The sequence below is a fragment of the Methylobacterium sp. Ger2507 genome (assembly GCF_055231875.1).
Map to the genome: position 1 here is coordinate 593,990 of NZ_JBUYVC010000001.1, position 21,686 is coordinate 615,675.

The 21,686-nt window shown below is 69.3% G+C and carries 13 protein-coding genes and 1 pseudogene; 6 read left to right on the forward strand and 8 right to left on the reverse strand.

Annotated features, from left to right (window positions below):
• The first annotated feature begins 78 nt into the window (after positions 1-78).
• The 5 genes and pseudogenes from ACV7NL_RS02805 (at position 79) to ACV7NL_RS02825 (ending at position 10,783) form a co-directional block, all read left to right on the forward strand.
• The gene (locus ACV7NL_RS02805; RefSeq protein ID WP_463354853.1) at positions 79-816 is read left to right on the forward strand and encodes an outer membrane protein; all 738 of its coding nucleotides are present in this window, start codon (positions 79-81) and stop codon (positions 814-816) included.
• Between the two features lie 56 nt (positions 817-872).
• Positions 873-2,708 (forward strand): ShlB/FhaC/HecB family hemolysin secretion/activation protein, encoded by a 1,836-nt coding sequence (locus ACV7NL_RS02810; protein ID WP_463354854.1) that lies wholly within the window; start codon positions 873-875, stop codon positions 2,706-2,708.
• Between the two features lie 13 nt (positions 2,709-2,721).
• Positions 2,722-10,137: an MBG domain-containing protein gene (locus ACV7NL_RS02815; protein WP_463354855.1), complete on the forward strand. Its 7,416-nt coding sequence runs from the start codon at positions 2,722-2,724 to the stop codon at positions 10,135-10,137.
• Positions 10,138-10,284, forward strand: a pseudogene (locus ACV7NL_RS02820) (IS3-like element ISMxa1 family transposase); the annotation flags it as partial.
• 223 nt (positions 10,285-10,507) lie between these two features.
• A complete protein-coding gene (locus ACV7NL_RS02825) occupies positions 10,508-10,783 on the forward strand; it encodes an IS110 family transposase (RefSeq protein WP_463354856.1) in 276 nt (91 codons plus the stop codon).
• Between the two features lie 68 nt (positions 10,784-10,851).
• Here the strand turns inward: ACV7NL_RS02825 and ACV7NL_RS02830 are convergent, their stop codons facing one another.
• On the reverse strand, positions 10,852-11,058 hold the full coding sequence (locus tag ACV7NL_RS02830) for a hypothetical protein (protein WP_463354857.1): 207 nt from the start codon (positions 11,056-11,058) through the stop codon (positions 10,852-10,854).
• 57 nt (positions 11,059-11,115) lie between these two features.
• Between ACV7NL_RS02830 and ACV7NL_RS02835 the strand changes: the two genes are divergently transcribed.
• The gene (locus tag ACV7NL_RS02835) at positions 11,116-11,592 is read left to right on the forward strand and encodes a transposase (protein WP_463354858.1); all 477 of its coding nucleotides are present in this window, start codon (positions 11,116-11,118) and stop codon (positions 11,590-11,592) included.
• A gap of 228 nt (positions 11,593-11,820) precedes the next feature.
• Here the strand turns inward: ACV7NL_RS02835 and ACV7NL_RS02840 are convergent, their stop codons facing one another.
• From ACV7NL_RS02840 to ACV7NL_RS02870, 7 genes are read right to left on the reverse strand one after another with little or no spacing between them, the layout of a single operon-like run.
• Positions 11,821-13,557, reverse strand: coding sequence for an ABC transporter ATP-binding protein (locus ACV7NL_RS02840; RefSeq protein ID WP_463354859.1), 1,737 nt, complete (start codon positions 13,555-13,557; stop codon positions 11,821-11,823).
• 60 nt (positions 13,558-13,617) lie between these two features.
• Positions 13,618-14,163 carry a GNAT family N-acetyltransferase gene (locus tag ACV7NL_RS02845; protein ID WP_463354860.1) on the reverse strand — a complete coding sequence of 182 codons (546 nt, stop codon included), beginning with the start codon at positions 14,161-14,163 and terminating at the stop codon, positions 13,618-13,620.
• A gap of 33 nt (positions 14,164-14,196) precedes the next feature.
• Positions 14,197-14,475, reverse strand: coding sequence for a DUF2218 domain-containing protein (locus ACV7NL_RS02850; RefSeq protein ID WP_463354861.1), 279 nt, complete (start codon positions 14,473-14,475; stop codon positions 14,197-14,199).
• 47 nt (positions 14,476-14,522) lie between these two features.
• Positions 14,523-15,365 (reverse strand): sugar phosphate isomerase/epimerase family protein, encoded by an 843-nt coding sequence (locus tag ACV7NL_RS02855; protein ID WP_463354862.1) that lies wholly within the window; start codon positions 15,363-15,365, stop codon positions 14,523-14,525.
• Positions 15,362-16,669 carry a DUF6005 family protein gene (locus ACV7NL_RS02860; RefSeq protein ID WP_463354863.1) on the reverse strand — a complete coding sequence of 436 codons (1,308 nt, stop codon included), beginning with the start codon at positions 16,667-16,669 and terminating at the stop codon, positions 15,362-15,364. The genes ACV7NL_RS02855 and ACV7NL_RS02860 overlap by 4 nt, the downstream gene beginning before the upstream one ends.
• On the reverse strand, positions 16,666-19,659 hold the full coding sequence (locus tag ACV7NL_RS02865) for an IucA/IucC family protein (RefSeq protein ID WP_463354864.1): 2,994 nt from the start codon (positions 19,657-19,659) through the stop codon (positions 16,666-16,668). Before ACV7NL_RS02865 ends, ACV7NL_RS02860 begins: the two co-directional genes overlap by 4 nt.
• Positions 19,643-21,421, reverse strand: a complete 1,779-nt coding sequence (locus tag ACV7NL_RS02870; RefSeq protein ID WP_463354865.1) for an IucA/IucC family protein — start codon at positions 21,419-21,421, stop codon at positions 19,643-19,645. The genes ACV7NL_RS02865 and ACV7NL_RS02870 overlap by 17 nt, the downstream gene beginning before the upstream one ends.
• Positions 21,422-21,686: the final 265 nt, after the last annotated feature.

Genomic DNA, 21,686 nt, shown 5'->3' on the forward strand with positions numbered 1-21,686 from the left:
ATAAATCTCACGGCGGTGCCGAACAAGTCTTGCTCGGACTGTAGAGCGTCCAGAACACAGACACCTGCGGAGAGAGACATGAGGCGCGTTCTGCTCGGGTCCGCAACCATCCTGGGACTGATGTCTGAAGCGTGGGCTGCGGATGTGCCGGGGCGCACGGCGATGCCGCTGTCGCAGGAGACCCCAACCTTCACATGGACCGGGCCGTACATCGGCGTGAACGCCGGCGGTGTCGTCGGCGGCGACTTCCAGGCATCCACGCTCCCGCCGCTGCCATTGGGTGCGGGCCGGCTCTCGGCTGCCGGCTACGTGGCTGGCGGTACTGTCGGCTACAATTATCAGCCCAAGCCGGGATCCGACTGGGTTGTCGGCGTTGAAGGCGACGCTGGTTACGCCGACATCCACAATCAGGCGCAGATCAGCATCCCCTTTCTCGGGGCAGCCAGCCTCGGAGTACAGACCGACACGTACTTCGCCAGTTTGCGTGGGCGTTTCGGCTACGCGTGGGGGCCGTTGCTCGCCTATGCCACGGGAGGGTGGGCGTTCACGCGGATCGGCGCTGAATCCAGTGCCGTGATCCCCGCCGTTGCCCTTGCGGGCACCTTCGCGCGGGCCAGCGCATTCGACGGCTACACGGTCGGCGCAGGCCTCGAATTCGCAATTTCACCGAACGTCTCGCTCAAGGGCGAGTATATGTATGCGGATTTTGACAAGAACATTGCAATTACTTCAGGCCAATCGGTAATGACTTTCAAGTCCGGACTCAAAATAAATCAGATAAAAGCTGGCATCAACTATCGTTTCGGCATCTTTTGATTGCAGAAAATCAGGTGTTTCCAGAAATAGATGAACGTGATCTTGAGACGATCGACATGACGCGGATCCGTTCGCACACTCAGCGGTGGAAACGGATCGCCGGCCTGACCCTCGGCCTCGCCGCGGGAACGCTGCTCCCGGCCGCTGCCCTGGCTCAGACGGCCTCGCAGATCACCCCGCCCTCGTTCAGCCCGCCGGTGCAGCGCAACGACGGCGGCTTCGCCATTCTCGAAGGGGCTGGCTCGACGGCACCCGAGGGGGCCGAGCGGCTCTCGCTGCGCCTCGGCCGCCTGCGCGTGGAGGACCTGCCACCGGACCGGAGCACGGCCGCCGGGAGCCTTGCTTCCGCGCTCGTCGCGCGCTTATCGGGCCGCAGCGTAACTGTCGCGGAGCTGTTCGCTGCCGCGCGCGAACTCGAACGGGCCTACGCCACGGACGGCTTCGGACTGGTCCGCGTTGTCCTGCCCGCCCAACAGATCCGGGACGGCGGCGACGCCCGCCTCCTCGTCGTCGACGGCATCATCGAGGCCGTCGACGACGCGGCCCTGCCGCGCGAGATCCGCGCCCGGGTCGCGGCGGTGCTTGCCCCCCTGGTCGGCCGCCCCGGCCTCACCCTGGCCGAGATCGAGCGGCGCTTGCTCCTGGCCGGCGACACGCCCGGCACCGTGCTACACTCGACCCTGGCGGCCGGCGCGCGGACGGGCGGCACCGTGCTGGTGGTCGAGGCGCGCTACAAGCCCGTTACCGGACTGGTCTCCACCGACAACGTTCTGGCGCAGAGCCTGGGCACCAACACGTTGGGCACCGGCCTCGACCTGAACGCCCCCACCGGCCACGGCGAGACCCTGTACCTACGCGCCTCGGGCGCTCCCTATCCCGGCGGCAGTGCGGCCTTCCTCGGGAGCGACCCGCGCAACCGGGCGCTGGCAGCCGGACTCATCCTGCCCCTCGGGATCGACGGGCTGACCCTGAACCTGGAGGCGACCGACGCGCGCACCACCCCGCGCCCCGTCACCGGCAGCCCCGGCTTCACCTCGAACTTCTCGCGGTCCTCGGCCCGCCTGCGCTATCCCCTGATCCGCGCGCGCAGCTTCACCCTGAATGCCGAGGCCGCCTTCGACGCCCAGGAGGAGCGCGTCACCGTGGTCAGTCCGATGGCCGCGCCGCTCTCCCTCGATCGGCTCCGCATCGCCCGCACGGGCGGTGACGTCCTGTGGTTCACGCCGTGGGAGGGGGTCGTCAGCGGGCGGCTGATGGGCGCCTTCGGGATCGACGGGCTCGGCGCCCGCCGCCCGCCTCCGGCCGGTTCGGAGCGCGAGCCGCTCTCGCGCCAAGGTGCCCGGCCCGAGTTCCAGAAGCTGGAGGCGACGCTGGCCTACACCCAGCCGCTGGCCGAGCACCTGACCCTCGACCTGCGCGCCCGCGCCCAGACCGCATTCAACCAGGCGCTGCCCCGCTCCGAGCAGATCGGACTCGCCACTCTCTCGGGCCTGTCGGGCTTCGATGCCGGCCTGTTCCAGGGCGACGACGGCTACGTCGTGCGCGGCGAGGTCCAGGTCCCCTTCCTGGTACCGGTGAGCCTGCCCTTCGGCTTGCCGTCGATTCCAGCCCAGCTCGGCTCGGGCCTACCGGGCAGCGAGACCACCTCCGCCCTCGTCGTGATCGCCCCCTACGGCTTTGGCGCCTTTGGCACGGTACGCCAGCAGCGCCCCACCGCCCTGGAGCACGCCGTCGTGCGGGCTGGGTCCTACGGCGTCGGCCTGCGCCTGGGGGCCGCGCCGGAGGCCAGCTTCACCAACCTCTCGGCCACGCTCGAATACGGCCGTTCGGAGCGTTCGGACCGGCTGCCCACCGACGACCGCCTCACCTTCACCGTCGCGCTGCAGTTCTAGGATGCCGGCCGCCATGACCTTTACAGCCGTGACCTCCGGCGCCATGCGCCCTGTGGCCCGCCTCGGCTGGGCGCTCCTCACTTCCACGGCCCTGGTCGGGCCGGCTTTGGCCCAGTCCGCGCTGCCCATCGGCGGGCAGGTGGTCTCGGGTGGAATCGCCATCGGCACGCCGGCCAACGGCGCCCTGGCGATCACGCAGTCGAGCCAGAATGCCATCGTCAACTGGCAGGGCTTCTCGATCGGAGCGAACAACCGCGTTGACATCCGCCAGCCCGGCGCCAGCGCGGCGATCCTCAACCGGGTCACGGGCACGACGCCCTCGACCATCGCCGGCCAGCTCAACGCCAACGGGCAGGTCTACCTCGTCAACCCCAACGGCATCGCCATCACCCGCTCGGGACAGGTCAACGCGGCCGGCTTCGTCGCCTCGACGCTGAACACCTCGGACGAGGACTTCCGGGCCGGCCGGCGCCAGTTCCGCGGCTCGGGCGCCTCGGCATCGGTGGCGAACCACGGGAGGATCACGATCGGGCAAGGCGGCTACGCGGCTCTGATCGGTGGCGAGGTCGCGAACACCGGCACCATCCGCGTGCCGATGGGCCGGGTCGGGCTCGGCGCGGGCGAGCGGGCGACGCTGGATCTGTCCGGCGACGGTTTCCTGCAGGTCGCGGTGCCGACGCAGGCCAAGGGCCGCGGCGCGTTGGTGGAGCATTCGGGCACGATCGCGGCCGATGGAGGCAGCGTGACCCTGACGGCGGCGGCCGCCCGCGACATGGCCCGCCAGGCGGTGAACCTGTCGGGCGTAGTCGAGGCGCGCTCGGTGGCGGGCCGTAACGGCCGCATCACCCTGTCGGGCGGGGACGGCACGGTGGCGGTGACCTCCGGCGCCCGGCTCGACGCCTCCGGCCTCGGCGATGCCGGTGGCGGGCGCGTGCGGATCCAAGGCCGGCGCCTCTCCGTGGCCGGGACCGTGGACGTGTCGGGTACCAGCGGCGGGCGGGTGCGACTGAAGGCTTCCGGCGATGCGACCTTGTCGGGCCGGGTGCGGGCCGACGGCCATTCCGGACCGGGCGGACGGGTGATCCTCACCGCACCGGCGATCACCACGCAAGCGGCGCGGATCGAGGCCTCCGGCGCGACGGGCGGTGGCACGGTCCGGCTCGGCGGCGGCCGCCAGGGCCAGGGGCGGCTCGCGCACGCGCAGACCGTCGACGTGGACGCGGCGACGACGATAAAGGCGGATGCCGGGCAGGCGGGCCGCGGCGGCGACGTGGTGGTATGGTCGGACGCGGCCACGCGCTTTGCAGGCACGATCACGGCACGTGGCGGCGCGCAGAGCGGGGACGGCGGCGAAGCAGAGGTCTCCAGCAAAGGCGTGCTCGCCTATCGCGGCCACACGGACCTCACCGCCCGGAAGGGCGCGTTCGGCACGCTGCTGCTCGATCCCTACGACATCACCATTTCGTCCGGTCCCGACGCCAACCAGTCCGGCTTCGCTGCGACCGGAACCAGCTCGGTGATCAACGCGGGCACGCTGCTCACCGCGCTGGCCACCGCCAACGTCACGGTCTCGACCGGGGTCACGGGTTCGGCCGGCGCACAGGCCGGCAACATCACCCTCGCGGCGGCCACCCCGCTCGCCTGGAGCTCCGGCGCCACGTTGACCCTGCAGGCGGCGGGCGTGGTGACGCTCGGCAGCGACGTCACGGCGGCGGCCGGCGGGCTGACCCTCGCAGCCGGGACGGGGAGCCCTTCGACGGCCACGGGCGCCATCGCGGTGGCACGCTTCACCCTGGCCTCGGGCGCCTGGGTCCAGAACGCCGCCACCTTGCCGGGCTTCGCCGCGGGCGACTTCCAGGTCGCGGGCGGGTCGTTCCTGCGCGCGGCCGGCGGCGTCGGCACCATCGCCGACCCGTACCGCCTCGCCGACATCTACGGCCTGCAGGGCATGGGCACGTCGACGGCACTGCTGGCGGCGCGTTACCGGCTGGCCGGCGACGTCGACGCGGCCGGCACCGCCGCCTGGAACGCCGGCGCGGGGTTCGTGCCTGTGGGCAAAAACGGCAATATCACAGCCGTGTTCTCCGGCAGCCTGGACGGGGCAAGCCACACCATCACCGGGTTGACCATCAATCGCCGGAACCAGAATTTAGTCGGGCTGATCGGCTATCTCGGCAGCGGCGGCACGGTGACCAACCTCGGGCTGGTCGGGGGCAGAATTGCAGGCAGCAATAACGTGGGAGCGCTGGCCGGTATCAGCGACGGCAGCATCACCCGAGCCTATGCCACCAGCGCCGTTGCCGGCGGCACCATCGTGGGCGGGCTCGTGGGTATCAACGACGGCAGCATCAGCCAAGCCTATGCTACCGGCGCCGTCTCCGGAAGCACGATCGTGGGCGGGCTGGTCGGCTTGAACCGCAATGGCAGCGTCACCCAAGCCTACGCCACCGGCGCTGTCCTCGGCATCAGCGACGTTGGTGGCTTGGTGGGCGACAACTTCGGCAGCGTCACCGAAGCCTATGCTACCGGCGCCGTTTCCGGCGCGCGCATCGTGGGCGGGCTGATCGGTTACAATACCAGTGGCCGCACGCTGGCGAGCACCTACTGGGACACCGAGACCACCGGGCAGGCCAACGGCTTTGGCAGTGGATCAAGCGTTGGCACCACCGGTCTGACCTCGGCGCAGGCACGCACCGGTTCGAGCTACGCCGGCTTCGATCTATCGACCGTCTGGTATCAGGCCGGCGACATGCGTCCGATCCTGCGCTCGGAGGCCGCGCCGGCCGTGGGTGGGGTGGTGGCGGTGTCCAACCTGCACCAACTCGCCCTGATGGGCGCCGATCTTGCGGGCCGCTACCGCCTCACCGGCCCCATCGACGCCTCCGCGACCAACCAGACCGCCAACACCGCCGACGTGTTCGGCACCGGCGGTTTCGTGCCGGTGGGCAACGGCACGACCCAGTTCGCCGGCAGCCTGGACGGGGCGGGCTACACGGTCACCGGGCTGACCATCAACCGGCCGAACCAGGATTACGTCGGGCTGATCGGCGTTCTCAGCAGTGGCGGCACGATGACCGGCCTCGGACTGGTGGGGGGCAGCATCACGGGCCGCAACAACGTGGGCGGCCTGGTCGGGCTCAATACCGGCACCCTCAGCCAAGTCTACGCCACCGGCACCGTCTCCGGCAGCAAGACCGTGGGCGGGCTGGTCGGCTTTAATTTCAGCTTCAGCAGCCTCAGCCAAGCCTACGCCACCGGCGCCGTCTCCGGTAGCGACCAAGTGGGCGGACTGGTCGGCAACAACTCCGGCAGCGCCAGTCAAGCTTATGCCACCGGAGCCGTCTCCGGTAGCACCCAAGTGGGCGGGTTGGTCGGTTTCAACTTTACCAGCATCACTCAAGCCTACGCCACCGGCAGCGTCTCCGGTGGTGACCGAGTGGGAGGGCTAGTCGGCGACAACAACGGCAGTCTCACTCAAGCCTATGCCACCGGCGCCGTTTCCGGAAGCAGACAAGTCGGCGGGCTGAGCGGAGCCAACTCCGGCACCATCGACCAAGCCTATGCCACCGGCGCCGTCACCGGGAGCACCAGCGTGGGCGGGCTGGTCGGCTTCAATACCAACGATCTGACAAGCACCTACTGGGACACTGAAACCACCGGACAGGCCAACAGGTTCGGCAGTGGGTCACGCACCGGCGGGACCGGCCTGACCTCGGCGCAGGCACGCACCGGTTCGAGCTACGCCGGCTTCGATCTCGCGAACGTCTGGTATCAGGCCGGCGACATGCGTCCGATCCTGCGCTCGGAGGCCGCGCCGGCCGTGGGCGGGGTGGTCGCGGTGTCCAACCTGCACCAGCTCGCCTTGATGGGGGCCGACTTGGCGGGCCGCTACCGCCTCGCCGGCCCCATCGACGCCTCCGCGACCAATCAGAACGCCAACACCGCCGACGTCTTCGGCGCCGGCGGTTTCGTTCCGGTGGGGAACAACGACACCCCGTTCACCGGCAGCCTGGACGGGGCGGCCTACACCGTCACCGGGCTGACCATCAACCGCCCGAACCAGCGTTACGTCGGGCTGATCAGCAGTCTCGGCAGTGGCGGCACCGTGACCGACCTCGGGCTAATCGGGGGCAGCGTCTCGGGCAGCAGCACCGTGGGCGGGCTGGTCGGCTACAACGGCGGCAGCGTCACCCAAGCCTACGCCACCGGCGCCGTCTCCGGCAGCACCGTCGTGGGAGGGCTGATTGGTGACAACTTCGGCAGCGTCACCCGAGCCTACGCCACAGGCGCCGTCTCCGGAATCATCGAGGTGGGAGGGCTGGTCGGCTACAACGGCGGCAGCGTCACCCAAGCCTACGCCACCGGCGCCGCCTCGGGCAGCAACGCCGTGGGCGGGCTGGTCGGCTACAACGCCAGCGGCACCATCAGCCAAGCCTACGCCACCGGCACCGTCTCGGGCAGCACCAATGTGGGCGGGCTGGTTGGCTTCAATGCACGTGGCACGCTGGCGAGCACCTACTGGGACACAGCGACCACCGGGCAGGCCAACGGCGTCGGCACGGGATCGAGCAGCGGCGCCACCGGTTGGAGCACGGCGCAGATGCAGGACCTGACCGCATTCCGGACCACCTATGCCGGCTTCGACTTTACCGACGTTTGGGCGCCCCCGAACCAGGCCGGGCAGGGCGGCCAGGGCAGCGCCTTCCATCCGGAGCTCTACAGCCTTTCGAAGGTCGTGGCGGTCTCCCCCGCCAGTACCAGTCGCGTCTACGGCGACGCCAACCCGGGTCTGGCCGCAAGCTATGCGGGCGTGAGAGCCGGCGATTTCGTCACGACGCTTGGCCAAGTCACCACGACCGCCACGGTGGCGTCGAACGCCGGCGCCCATGCCGTCAACGCCACGAACAGCGTGGTCACGAGCGCGACCGGCGGGCGCTACCGCATCGTCTACGTGCCCGGCACGTTGACCATCGTTCCACGCGCGCTCACCGTCATGGCCGATGCGCAGGGTCGCGTCTACGGCGACGCCAATCCGCCCCTGACCTACCGGGTCGGCGGCGGCGGCCTCGTCAATGGCGACACGCTGACCGGCGCCCTGGCCAGCGCGGCGACGCCCACCAGCAATGTCGGCACCTATGCTATCACCCAGGGGAGCCTCACGGCGGCCGCCAACCCGAATTACGCCGTGACCTACCAGGGTGCGAACCTCACGGTGGGCCAGCGCGCGGTCACGGTCACGGCCGACGCGCAGGGCCGCGCGTACGGCGACGCCAACCCGGTCCTGACCTACACGAGCACGTCGCTGGGCGCCGGCACCACGCTGGCGGGCGGGCTGACCACCGTGGCGGATGCGACGAGCAACGTCGGCGCCTACGCGATCACCGTCGGAACGCTGATGGCCGCCGCCAACCCGAACTATGTGCTGACCTATCAGGGGGCGAACCTCACGATAGGCCAGCGCGCCCTGACCCTGACGGCGGATGCGCAGAGCCGTGCGTACGGCGACGCCAATCCGGCCCTGACCTATCGGATCGGCGGCAGCGGCCTCGTCAACGGTGACACCCTCTCCGGTGCCCTCGCCACCGCAGCGGTCGCCACCTCGGACGTCGGCGCCTACGCCATCGACCAGGGTTCGCTGGCCGCCTCGGCCAATTACGCCGTGACCTATCAGGGGGCGAACCTCACGGTAGGCCAGCGCGCCCTGACCCTGACGGCGGATGCGCAGAGCCGTGCGTACGGCGACGCCAATCCGGCCCTGACCTATCGGATCGGCGGCAGTGGCCTCGTCAACGGTGACACCCTCTCCGGTGCCCTCGCCACCGCAGCGGTCGCCACCTCGGACGTCGGCGCCTACGCCATCGGCCAGGGTTCGCTGGCCGCCTCGGCCAACTACGCCGTGACCTATCAGGGGGCGAACCTCACGGTAGGCCAGCGCGCCCTGACCTTGACGGCGGATGCGCAGAGCCGCGTCTACGGCGACGCCAATCCGGCCCTGACCTATCGGATCGGCGGCAGCGGCCTCGTCAACGGTGACACCCTCTCCGGTGCCCTCACCACCGCAGCGGTCGCCACCTCGGACGCCGGCACCTACGCCATCGGCCAGGGTTCGCTGGCCGCCTCGGCCAACTACGCCGTGACGTATCAGGGGGCGAACCTCACGGTAGGCCAGCGCGCCCTGACCCTGACGGCGGATGCGCAGAGCCGTGCGTACGGCGACGCCAATCCGGCCCTGACCTATCGGATCGGCGGCAGCGGCCTCGTCAACGGTGACACCCTCTCCGGTGCCCTCGCCACCGCAGCGGTCGCCACCTCCGACGTCGGCGCCTACGCCATCGACCAGGGTTCGCTGGCCGCCTCGGCCAATTACGCCGTGACCTATCAGGGGGCGAACCTCACGGTAGGCCAGCGCGCCCTGACCCTGACGGCGGATGCGCAGAGCCGTGCGTACGGCGACGCCAATCCGGCCCTGACCTATCGGATCGGCGGCAGCGGCCTCGTCAACGGTGACACCCTCTCCGGTGCCCTCGCCACCGCAGCGGTCGCGACCTCGGACGCCGGCGCCTACGCCATCGGCCAGGGTTCGCTGGCCGCCTCGGCCAATTACGCCGTGACCTATCAGGGGGCGAACCTCACGGTAGGCCAGCGCGCCCTGACCCTGACGGCGGATGCGCAGGGCCGCGTCTACGGCGACGCCAATCCGGCCCTGACCTATCGGATCGGCGGCAGCGGCCTCGTCAACGGTGACACCCTCTCCGGTGCCCTCACCACCGCAGCGGTCGCCACCTCGGACGCCGGCACCTACGCCATCGGCCAGGGTTCGCTGGCTGCCTCGGCCAACTACGCCGTGACGTATCAGGGGGCGAACCTCACGGTAGGCCAGCGCGCCCTGACCCTGACGGCGGATGCGCAGAGCCGTGCGTACGGCGACGCCAATCCGGCCCTGACCTATCGGATCGGCGGCAGTGGCCTCGTCAACGGTGACACCCTCTCCGGTGCCCTCACCACCGCAGCGGTCGCGACCTCGGACGTGGGCACCTACGCCATCGGCCAGGGTTCGCTGGCCGCCTCGGCCAACTACGCCGTGACCTATCAGGGGGCCGACCTTACCGTCTTCCCACGTGTGGTCACCGTCCCGCCTGCTGCCCCGCCCACGACGATCGCCCCTGACGCCACCGGCTTGGCCAGCACCGCAGAACGGGTCGAGCGCCGCCACGGCTGGGCGTTCGTTTCCACCCTACCCCTCCGTCTCGACATCACACCGGCCGGGCAACTCGTCGCCTCGGATCCGCGCTTCGCGGCCACCTTCGTCTGTACCGGCCGACCCACCGGTGCCTGTTTCCTTGGGCCGGCTCCCCCGCCCCGGCTCCAGGCCGATCTGTCGGTCCGCTTCCGCGGACCCGCCAACAGCCCTCTCCTGCAAGCTCCATGACTGGAGATGGCCATCACCCAGCGCAGGCCTCGTGACGTGATCCATCATTCCGACCGGGGATCGCAATATACTTGGCCGGCCTTTGGCAGCCTCTGCCAGGAGGCGGGCGTGCAACCCTCGATGTGGTCGGTCGGCGACAGCTACGACTGTGAGAGTGTGAGCGTCGCCCGGAGGACTGTGAGCGTCGCCCGGAGGACCTGACCCTTGCTTACGATTGACCTTCGTGTCCTCGCATTGACGTGTCGGTTCGCCGGGCGGCGCCTGACGGTGGGAGGAGACGTGACCTCATAGGAGCGTGGGGGACCCTCTCCCGTCACAGTCCTGTCCGCTCACCTGCCGGCCAGGCTCTCATCTCGCGGAGAGCCGACCCATGGAAACCATCGCTCCTGCCGACGTCATTGTCGGTGTCGACACCCACAAGCACATCCACGCGGCTGTCGCCTTCAACGGGCTGGGTGCACGGCTCGGCACAACGAGCATTCCTGTGAGCCCGAAGGGCTATCGCGAACTCGAAGTCTGGGCGCGTCCCTTCGGATGCGTCCGCGCCTTCGGCATCGAGGGCACGGGTTCCGACAGTGCCGGTCTCTCGCGTGCCCTCGTGGCGCAAGGGCACACCGTCGTCGAGGTGAACCGTCCCAATCGGTAGCTGCGCCACCAACAGGGCAAAAGCGACCCGCTCGATGCCGAGGGTGCGGCGCGTTCCGTGCCTGCAGGCTAGGCCACGGCATGCCCCAAGAGCGGCACCAGCGCCGTGGAGATGATCCGCCAGCTCAAGGTCGTGCGCGACACGGCCGTAAAGAGCCGGACCCGGGCCATGATCACGCTCAAGACCTTGATCGTGAACGCGCCAGCAGCCCTCCGCCAGCAGCCCTCCGCGAGCAGCTCGATCGCCTCACCGGTCGCGTGGCTCTGGTTCGACATTTGGCTGCTCTACACCCTGGCCCACTGACTTCGACGACCGCGTCGACCAAGGTTGCCTTGAAGGCTCTCGCGCGGCGCTGGCTCAGGCTTGATGCCGAAATCAAGGAGCATGACACTGCCCTCGATGCCCTGACGGACACCTGCGCACCGGGCCTGAAGGCGGCCTTTGGCATCGCGACGGGCACGGTGGCCGAGATGCTGATCCTCGTCGGCGACAACCCTGAGCGCATCCGCTCGGAGGCGGCCTTTGCAAAACGGTGCGGGGCTTGCCCGGTCCCCGCCTCCAGCGGCAAGACGAGCCGGCATCGACTGAACCGCGGCGGCAATCGACAGGCCAATGCGGCCCTCTATCGTGTCGTCGTCGTACGTCTGCGCCGCCATCCGCCGACCCTCGCCTATCTCAGCAAACGGCTCGCCGAGGGACTGACAAAACGCGAGATCATCCGCGGCTTGAAACGGTTCGTTGCCCGCGAGGTCTACACCCATCTCTGCGGGCGTCTTCGGGCTGCCTCCGTAGGTCCGGCTCCCGCTTGACGGATATAGGAGCATTGTGATGGGTGGATTCCAGCCTGTCTGTTTTCGGCCCGAGCGGCCGGGCGACGCTGAGTATCTGCCGTAAGATCCGTCGCGCGGAACGGAGAGTTCTGGCAGCGCGGTGATGCCTATGGCGGTGGTTAAGCACGGCCGTCGCTGGCTTCGGATGCAGCCTGAAGCAATATTGTGTCCCGACGGCAGAACGCGACGCCGGTTGCGAGACGCGCCTCAGGTTCGAGCCGCCTGTCGCCCTTGCGTGAACTGCGCGGCGTAGAGCCGGCCATAGGCGCCGCCGGACGCGAGCAGGGCTTCGTGCCGCCCCTCCTCGACGATACCGTTCTCACCCACCACAACGATCCGGTCCGCCTGCTGGATGGTCGCCAGTCGGTGGGCGATGACGAGGGTCGTGCGTCCCTCGGCGAGTTCCGCCAGCGAGCGTTGGATCTCACGTTCGGTCTGCGTGTCGAGGGCCGAGGTGGCCTCGTCGAGGATGAGGATCGGGGGGTTCTTGAGGAAGACCCGCGCGATGGCGAGGCGTTGCTTCTGTCCGCCCGACAACTTCACGCCGCGCTCGCCGATCAGGGTGTCGAGACCGTCGGGGAGGCTCGCGATCAGCCCGTCGATGCGGGCCCGGCTCGCCGCCTCCCGGATCGCCGCATCGTCGGCGTCGAGGCGGCCATAAGCGATGTTCTCCCGGATCGTGCCCGCGAAGAGGAACACGTCCTGCTGCACGATGCCGATCTGCCGCCGCAGGGACGCGAGGGTGACGTCGCGGATGTCAAATCCGTCGATTGTGATGCGGCCGGCCTCGACCTCGTAGAAGCGCGGAATCAGCGAACACAGCGTGGTCTTGCCTACCCCCGAAGGGCCGACGAAGGCCACGGTCTCCCCGGCCCGGATCGAGAGGGTGAGGTCCCCGAAGACGGAACGACCCCCGCCGTAACCGAAATGTACGCCTTCGAAGCGGATGTCGCCCCGGAGGTTGGGCACCGCAACGGCGTCGGGACGATCCGCAATATCGGGCGCGGTGGCCAGGAGATCCCTGTAGCGCCGGAACCCGGCGATGCCCTTCGGGTAGGTCTCGACGACGGCCCCGATCTTTTCCAGAGGCCGGTAGAACACGCCCACCAGCAGCAGGAAGCCGACGAAGCCGCCGGCGCTCAACTCGCCCCGCACCACGTAGGCTGCGCCGCCGAGCAGCACCACGATCTGCACCAGACGCATGCCGAGATAATTGATCGACAGACTCGCCGCCATGATCCGGTAGGCGTCGAGCTTGGTTGAGCGATAGCGCGCGTTGTCGAAGGCGAAGAGACGCCGCTCGTGCGCCTCGTTGGCGAAGGCCTGAACGACGCGCATCCCCCCGACATTCTCTTCGATGCGCGCGTTGAAGGCGCCGATCCGGCGGTACTGGGCCTGCCAGTTCCGGGTCATGCGACCGCCATAGCGCAGGGTCACGAAAGCGATCACCGGCAGGATCGCGGCCGTCATCACGGCGAGGGGCGGATGGACGAACAACATCAGCGCGAAGGCGCCGAACAACGTCATCACGGCGATGAACAGGTCCTCAGGGCCGTGATGGGCGACCTCACCGATCTCCTCCAGATCCTTGGTGACCCGAGCGACGAGGTGGCCGGTCTTCTGGTTGTCGTAGAAGCGGAACGAGAGCCGCTGGAGGTGCTCGAAGGCACGCGCCCGCATCTCGGTCTCGATGTTGATGCCGAGCACGTGGCCCCAGTAGGTCACCACCACCATCAAGCCGGCATTGGCCACGTAGACCAGTCCGAGGCCGAGGGCGGCGAGCACGATGATCTGCCAGTCCTGGCGTGGGAGCAGCACGTCCACGAAGACCTTGACCGCCATCGGGAAACCGAGTTCGAGCAGGCCGGAGAGGATCGCACAGCCGAAATCGACCAGGAACAGCGTCCGGTGCGGCCGATAATAGGCAAGGAAGGCCTTCAGCATGGGAAAGCGCCCTCGCGGCTCGCGGTTCGCGCGCGCTTCGGCGGGAGGATGGCCATGCCTTCAGGCCCCACGGGACGGGCGCAGCCGCGCCATGCAATGGGCGTCGGCAAAGACTCCGTCGCGAAAGCTGGCGGCCCGATGCGTGCCCTCGACCTCGAACCCGAATTTCTCATAGAGCGCGATCGCCCGCAGGTTGTCGGTGAAGACCGTCATCTCGATCCGCAGGATGTTGAGCCAGTTGTCCGACGTATCGATGATCGCGGTCAGCAGGCGGGAGCCGATGCCCCTGCCGACGAACTCGGCATGCACCGCGATCCAGAATTCCGCCGCGTGCGCCCGCCGCCCATAGAAGGGGCGCAGGGCTGCGGCACCGACGACGCGTCCGTCGAGATCCGCCACGAGATGCAGGTCGCGCGGGGACCGGGGCTGCGCCCACGTCCTGACCGCCTCGAAGGATTCATAGGGTAGCGCGAGCGTTCCGGAGCGAAAGGCCGGTTGATTGTAGATCTCGAACAGACCTGGCACATCCGCCTCGCCCATGGCCCTGATGCTCACATCCGGGCTGCCTTCGACCAACGTCATGTCCGAACCTTCTTCGCGTTCCATGCTTCACGTCCCATAAGTTCGTCCCGCGCCTCGTCATGACCATTCGAAACGCAGCGTCTCGCGGAAGGCGAAGCGTTCGAGGTGACGCGCGACGACATCGCGAAAATCCGGAAGTGCGTCCGCGTCCTCGGTCGAGAGGTCGATGGTCAGGGATTCGGCATCGGCGCCGAGGCGCGTCTCCCCCAGCGGCAGGACGATGCGGCCGTGCGTCTCGGTGAACTCCGTCTCGAACTTGTGCGACCAATGCTTGCAGAGCTGGAGGAGGTAGCGGCTCGCATGCGGCGTGCTGACGACGGCGCGGCTTTGGGGCATGGGATGGTCCTCTGAACTGGGTCGGCGACCGGCGCGGAAGACCGCGCTCACTGCGCCATATCGAGGTGGAAGGCCGTTTCGTTGCGGCGCCTGGCGGTGGCATGCCGGACCCCGAGAAGATCGGACGGCAGGACCGAGAAGCAGGCTTCGCCGAACCATTCGAGGGAGGCCTCCGCATCCGGCGGCAGGGTTTCGAGGAACGCTCCGTAATCGAAGGCCCCATCGAAGAGGCCGGTCATGCCCTCTCGCCGCCCGGCGGCGGCATAGACGTTGGCCGGCGCGAAGACCGGGAGGTCGGCGCGGTCGCGGACGTTCTTGAGATGGTAGTAGTCGACGTGTTCGGCGAGGCGCCCATGCACCGTGCCCGGGTCGTCGCCTCCCTCCCAGACGTGGAGGATGTCGAAATTGACCTTGAGGGCCGGGTGGTCGACCGCCTCGAGCAACTGTTCGAGAGACGCCGTCGTGTCGGCCAGGGTGTCGGGATGAGTCTCCACGAGGAGCCTCAGGCCGCGATCCGCCAGATACCCGGCCGACCAGCGCAGGCTGCGCGCGACATGCGCCCGCTCCGCCGGCGAGGTCGCGCCGCTGCCCTTGGTGCCGGCGAAGGTGCGCAGGCGTGGAGCCTGCCAGATCTCCGCGAGGCGGCACAGATCGTCCAGGCGCTCGGTCAGGGTCTCGGGCGGTGCGTCGAGGGGCAGGTAATCGCTGATCATCGGCACGCGCAGGCCGTAATCCGCGAGCCAGGCGCCGTGATCGCCCGGCCCGAGATTGCGGGCATGGATGCCCCAGAGTTCGATGCCGTCGAACCCGCTGCCACGCGCGAACCGGGCGATCTCGCCGATCGACAGGAGGTGATGCCGAAAGCTGATGGTGCAGAGGGAGATTCTCATGCCTTGAGCCTTTCAGGGATACGGGCTTCTGGGCGCAGGGCCGGGCTGCCCGCGCGCCAGGCGTCGAAGGCCGTCCCGAGCGTCCGCTTGATCGCGAACTCGGCGGCGTCGAGGGTGTCGAGCCGCGCGAGGATCGGCGCGACGAGGCTCGCATCCCCGGTCCTCGCCAGCTTGAGGACGGCGTAATGGAGCGCCGTGAGGCCGTTCACCAGCGCCTCGATGTCGTCGCAGACCCGCTGGAAGGTGGCGTCGGGCCAGCGCAGCGCGCGCCAGAAGAAGGCGAAGCCGTGCTCGTAGGCCCATTTGCGGATGGTGATGACCGGCAACTCGCGCAGGGCCGCGCCCACATCTGCGAGGCGAAGGCCGCAGCACCCCTCGGCATGGGCAAGGACGATGGCCCGCACGGCGTCGGTCAGCGGATTGGCGTCGGGACGCAGGCAGGCCGCGAAGAACGCAGCGAGATCGGCATCCGCCGGCGGGCGGGCGACGGAGGGATCGAACCGGTACCCGCCGGCGACGCTCGGCTGGCAAATGGCGGTGAGGAGCGCTTCGCGGGCGATCGGGCCTTCCCAGCGGAAGTCCGGGTCGCGCACCTGCCAGATGTCGGGATCGTCGGTGAGTTCCACCAGGAGATAGTGCGGGAAAGGGTTCTGGTTGAACTTGTTCTCCCGCTCCGGCAGGTGGAACATGTCCAGCATCACCATGATGCGTTCCTCCGGTGCCCGCCGCGCGAGCAGATCGAGGAGCGTGGCCACATTGGCGTCCTTGGAGGCCGCGTGGTCGTACCAGACCTGCAGCGGGACGCCGTAGAGGCGCTGGAACCAGTGGCGGAACGCCTCGTGGTCCATGGCGTCCGAATGGTAGGCGAGCCGGAAATCCTCCGTGATGGCGAACTCGGCGTCCCAGATCAGGGCGTAGAACGGCCGGTGGTCGATGCCGCGCGTCTTCAACCCGTCGCAGACGCAGCTGACGAAGCAGTGGATTTTCAGATCGTAGGGCATGTCCCCATGAACGCCCTCGGAGGCGCCCGCCGGCTTGTCGACCGTAGGCGCAGCCGGCGTACGGGGTGCGAGGAGCTTGGCGAGATCGGCGACGGTGGCGACATCTTGCCGGTTGATCGCCGTCTCCGGGATGGCGAGGCCGAGAGTCATCTCCAGGGCAAGGATGAGCTGCAGGAGTTGAACGGAATCGAGGTAGAGATCCTCGTTCAATCGCGCCTGCGGGCCGAAGCCGTCGAGGTGGCAATGGCTCATCTCGTCGCGCAAGACCGTGCCGATGGCCGCGACGATGGTCTCGGGGGTCATGCGTCGACCTCCGCGAGCGCGCCGCTGCGATATTCCTCGGCCACGGCGCGGCGGGAGATCTTGCCATTGGCCTGACGGGGGATCACCCCCACCTGCCGTGCCTCGCCCGGCACCTGATGGCCGGCGAGCCAGCGGCGGCACCAGTCCTGGAGGGCGCGGGGCGGCACCGGCGCCTCGGCGCTGAAGAGCAGGGTCACGCGCTCGCCCGCGAAGGGATCGGGCCGGGCGAAGGCCACGGCGTCGGTGATTCCCGGCATGGCCATGACCACGTCCTCGACCTCGCCCGGATAGACGTTGAGGCCCGACACGTTGATCGTGTCGTCGAGGCGGGACACGAAGACCAGCATGCCGTCGGGCCGGCGATAACCGAGGTCGGCGGTGTGCACCGCCCCGGTCTCCGTCTCCACCACGATCTCCGCCGGCTGCTCGGCGCCCGCGCCCGCGCTGACCCTGTGGTGCGGCAGGGGGCGGCCGATGGCGTTGGGCTGGCCCAGATCCGGATTGATGGCGATGCAGCCGGCCTCCGAGCAGCCGTATTGCTGGAAGAGCCGATCGACCCGGGCGCGGATCGCGGCGAACCAGGGGGCCGGCAGCAGGGTGCCGGAGACCATGGCCGCATGGATGCGCTCCCCGTCCGGGAGCAGGCGCGCGAGCGTGTGCAAGAGGGCCGGCGCCGTATAGAGCAGCGGCCGGTCGATCTCGCGCAGGCGGCGCAGCAGATATTTCGGGTTGGTGGTGTCGAGCAGGACCGGCACACGGCCGCGCCGCAGCCCGACGAACACGCCGCAGATGAGCCCGTACGAGTGGGTGATCGGGCAGGCGACGACGGGCGTCATGCCGTCCGGCTCTGGGAAGGCAGCGACGTAGCTCTCGACTTCGCGTTCCACGGCGCTCCAGGCGCGGGCGATGCATTTGGGCTCGCCCGTGGTGCCGGAACTCATCTGAAGAAGTTGTCCATCCCCCGGCACCGGCGGAGACGCGCCGGCGAGGGCTTCCCCGTCGAGATCGTCGAGGAACAGACGGTGGCATCCGGCGCGTTCGGCGAGCCGGCGCGCGCCGTCGTCCGGCACGGCCGGGTGGATCGGCAGGAGCGTCGCACCGAGGCGGCGCGCGGAGAGGATGAAGGCGAGGCTCTCCGTGGTGTCGCGCAACCGCACGGCGACGCGCTCCCCGTCGCCGCCCGCGAGGCGGGCTCGCGCCCCGATGCGCCGGATCGCAGCCTCCATTTCGTCCGCGGCGATCGTGCGTCCGTCGATCTCGATCATGGCGTCTCCAGAGGGATGGTGAGGGGCCGGAAACAGTGCGTTGGCCACGGTGCGGCTGCACTGCGCTTCCCCGAGACCGAGCTTTCGCGACAGCAGCGCCTCGACGGTCAGCCGGGGGCCGTCGACACGAAGGCGCGCGAAACGGTCCGCAAGGCCGTGCTCGGCGGCGTGGCGGCGCAGGCGTCGGCCCAAGGCCCGCCAGAACGCCGTCTCGTCCAGCGCGTGGCGCCGGCCGAGCAGATGGGTGACCTCGGACAGGCTGAAGACGAAGAGGCTGTCCGTCACCAGTTCGGCGAGCACGGCGGGCGAGCGCATGGCATGGAAGCGGTCGTCGACGGGCCCGGCATGAGCGGGGTCGATGGCGCCGAAATCCGGCACCCGGTCGGGTTCCGCGACGAAGTCGAGCCCGTATTCGGCGCTCTCGTGGAAGTCGCGCAGGACCACCCGCTCGGGCCAGCCGTCACGGTGGACGAGGATCATGTTCTGGCCATGCGCCTCCAGGGCGACGCCGTGGGCCACAAACAGGTGCCAAACGGGCAGCACCGCGACCTCCACCAGCCGGTCGAGCCAGGCCGACACGCCGTGGCGCGCCAGCCACGGGGCGACGAAGGCGGCGCCGTCGGCTTCGCACAGCATCAGGGCGTTGAACGGCAGAGCCGCCTCACCGGGGGACAAGCGGAGGCTCTCGCGCCAGAGCGCGGCGAGCTGGCCCGCGAGGGGACCATCGCGGTCAGCGAGGATCGCCGCGTATTCGCGCAAGATCCCAAGCCGGTAGCGCCCATGCAGGAGCGGGTCGCGGGCAACGATTCCTGCGAGCCAGTCCGACAGAGCCGGCCCCGTCAGCACGAAACGCGGGTCGAGGATGCGCAGGCTCGAGGTGGCGACGACGCTCAAGGCGAGCTTGACGCTGGCGGCTTCCGGGTCGTCGAGGTTGTGCAGGGTGCGAAGGGACTGGCTGGCGCCGTAGTGCGCGCCGGCCGTCCCCAGCGCCACGGCGCGCCCCTCGGCGAGCCAGCGTCCAAGGACACCGGCTTCGAGCTGGCGCATCTGCCAGGGGTGGACGGGCAGGAGCGCGTGGGTGTCGAAGCCGTGCCCCGCCTCCTGGAGGCGGTGCGCCAGGACATCCCATTCCGTGCCGAGTTCGGCCCGCCAGAAGGCGTTCTCCGTGTCCGGCAGCGACAGCGCGACGGCGTCCCGCGGCAGGCCGAGCCATTCGAGGCGGAACGGCGCGGCGCATTCCGGCCCGAAGCGGCGATGGTCCTCCAGGGTGAAGCCGGTGCGGGCCTTGAAGCAGGGATGGTAGGGGTGGCCCTCTCGGATCGCCGCGTCGAGAGCGGCGAAAGGGAGGGGGCGGCGGTCGCCGAACGGCAGTTCGGCCGCGTTCCAGCGACAGAGGTCGACCGTCTGCCGGAGTTCCGCGAGGAGGCGATCGCGCTGCGCGCGGCCGGCGGGCAGGGCCTCCACCAGGGTGGCGATGTCGGCGCCGCGCCAGGACCCGTCCGGCCCCGCCATCTCGATCGTCCCCGGGGTGAGGCGCGGGCGGCCGAACGGGCCGACGACGCCATCCGCGCGCAGCTTGAGCACACCGATGCGCCAGACGAAGCTGCGGGTCGCCGCGCCGTCTTCGAGCTCGGATACGCCGAGGCCTTCGAACAGCACCGCCTCCGCGAGTTGGCGCAGGACCCGCTCGTCCGGCGGGGTTACGGCCTCAGGACGCGAGGGCACGGTCGGCCTCGCCGCGAGAAACCGCGCGGGCGCGGAGGGGATTGGGCATGTCGATGTAGTTGCCCGCCTCGTGGCCCGAGGCGAGTTCGTCGCGGTTCGCGAGGCGGACGCGCAGGTTGGCCTTAGTGCAGAGCGTCGTCCCGCGCAGCACCGAGCGGGCGAAGCTCCGTCCGGCGCCGGTCATCCGGCTTGCCATCGCTTCGAGGCGGTGGGCGAGATCGTCGAGAAGAACGGTCTCCGGCAGGATGTCGTCATGCCCCATGCGCGCAATGACGGAGAAGATCTGGTTGACCACGAGATAATAGGCGAGGCGCCGGTCGATCTCGTCCTCGGGGAAGTAGAGGCCGGCAATGGCGGCGGTTTCGGGCGCCCGCCGCAGGAGCCGGGGGCGCGCGGCCTCGGACAGGTAGAAGCCCTGGTTGTCCCGGTAGTACCCCCGGCGCGGCCAGCCTGCGGCGACATCGAGGAGCGTGTTCTGCTGGTGGGCCTCGAGGGCGATGCCGTGCGCGTCGTAGAGGGCCACGATAGGCTCCAGCATGCAGTCGAGGTAGCGGCCGAACCAGGCCCGCGCCGTGCGGGCGCGTTCGCCGCAGCCGGGGGCGAGGCGGCGTAGGAGCGCCTCGAGGCGCGAGGGGCGGCCGGGCAGAGGCTCGGCGGTGAGTGCCGCCAGGGTGGCGATGCCTTGCTCAGCGCCGCCGCGAAACGGGTTCTCGCGCAGGACGGTCTCGAACCCGCTCTCGCGCCGGTCGGGGCAGCGCAGGGTGAGGTAGGCTGGGTCGGACACGATCCGGAAGTTCGGATGGTGCGTGCCGAACCCGCTGGCGGTGAGCAGCCTCGCCATGGCGACTCCGGCTTCGAGTTCGGCGAAGCGGTTCACCCGCAGCGAATTGGTGAGGGTGACGGGCAGGGAGAACTTCGCCATCCAGGGGCTCTCCGCCGCGTAGACGGTCCGGAGTGACGAGGTGGCGGTGTAGCGGGGCCCGAAGGCGCCCAGCGGCCGGACGAGGCCTGCTTCGATCAGCGCGACGACATGCGGCTCCAGCATGAGGGCGTCGGCCTGAAGCGGATGCATCGGCAGGGCGATTTCCCCGGCGCGCAGGGGCAGGCATCCGGCCTCAGGTCCCAGGAGTTCGCTAGCGATCTCGGGCGCGGAGCGCGGACCCGCTGAATCGTGGCGGACCCGGTCGTTCGCGACGGCGAATACGGCGAGCTGAAACGTGCCCGCCTCCTCGGGGCCATAGGTCCGCGCCTGCCAGGTCGTGAGGCCTTGCCGGCTCTTCGGGGTCGGGTGCAGCCAATGGCCGAACACGAGGGTCCGCTCGGCCCCGATGAAGCTCCCGTCCTCGCCCTCGTCCGCCAGGGCGATGTTGAGTTGGCGCGCCGTCTCGCGGTAGCTGTCGAGGATGCGCCCGAGGAGTTCGAGTTCCTGCGTCCGGGCGGCCTCGCCCGCCCCGAGGCGGTCATAGGCCTCGCCGAGGAGTTCCTGCAGCGCCGAGAGGGGCGGCGCGGCGCGCCAGCGCGGTTCGTGGAGATGCCGGGTCCAGATCCGGCCGAAACCCTGCGCGCCGCAGAGCGACGGCGACCGCACCTCGGCCCGGATGGCGAGGCGGCGGGTGCGCAGGGTCCATTCCACGCACGCCGCCGGAGGCCCGTCGGGCAGGGTGTGGCGGACAGGCATCCCCGGGTCGATCTCACGCAGGTAGCCATTGGCGAAACTGCGGAACGCCGCCGCCTCGGCGGCCTGCTGGGACGATGGTGGCATGACGACCGAACCTCGTTCGAGCCCTGGATGACACATCGCGCCACGCACGGGCCCGATGGTGAACGGCAAATGTTCGTATTCGATCAGCAGACACCGATAGAGATGCTTTCGGACCTCACATCGATCTCTGCATCCGGCCGGTTTCAGACGCTGTCGCGATGTCGATTTGAGCCATCAGGCTCCGGAAAGACACGTAAACCGCGTCCTCTTTCAACAAGTTGTGCAAATACGTCAATAGTATTCGGTAAAAAATTGCGATTTCCAT

Bases quoted from the DNA above. Each gene is read 5' to 3' on its own strand.
- ACV7NL_RS02805 (WP_463354853.1), top strand. From the start codon at position 79: ATGAGGCGCGTTCTGCTCGGGTCCGCAACCATCCTGGGACTGATGTCT.
- ACV7NL_RS02810 (WP_463354854.1), top strand. From the start codon at position 873: ATGACGCGGATCCGTTCGCACACTCAGCGGTGGAAACGGATCGCCGGC.
- ACV7NL_RS02815 (WP_463354855.1), top strand. From the start codon at position 2,722: ATGACCTTTACAGCCGTGACCTCCGGCGCCATGCGCCCTGTGGCCCGC.
- ACV7NL_RS02825 (WP_463354856.1), top strand. From the start codon at position 10,508: ATGGAAACCATCGCTCCTGCCGACGTCATTGTCGGTGTCGACACCCAC.
- ACV7NL_RS02830 (WP_463354857.1), bottom strand. From the start codon at position 11,058: ATGTCGAACCAGAGCCACGCGACCGGTGAGGCGATCGAGCTGCTCGCG.
- ACV7NL_RS02840 (WP_463354859.1), bottom strand. From the start codon at position 13,557: ATGCTGAAGGCCTTCCTTGCCTATTATCGGCCGCACCGGACGCTGTTC.
- ACV7NL_RS02845 (WP_463354860.1), bottom strand. From the start codon at position 14,163: ATGGAACGCGAAGAAGGTTCGGACATGACGTTGGTCGAAGGCAGCCCG.
- ACV7NL_RS02850 (WP_463354861.1), bottom strand. From the start codon at position 14,475: ATGCCCCAAAGCCGCGCCGTCGTCAGCACGCCGCATGCGAGCCGCTAC.
- ACV7NL_RS02855 (WP_463354862.1), bottom strand. From the start codon at position 15,365: ATGAGAATCTCCCTCTGCACCATCAGCTTTCGGCATCACCTCCTGTCG.
- ACV7NL_RS02860 (WP_463354863.1), bottom strand. From the start codon at position 16,669: ATGACCCCCGAGACCATCGTCGCGGCCATCGGCACGGTCTTGCGCGAC.
- ACV7NL_RS02870 (WP_463354865.1), bottom strand. From the start codon at position 21,421: ATGCCACCATCGTCCCAGCAGGCCGCCGAGGCGGCGGCGTTCCGCAGT.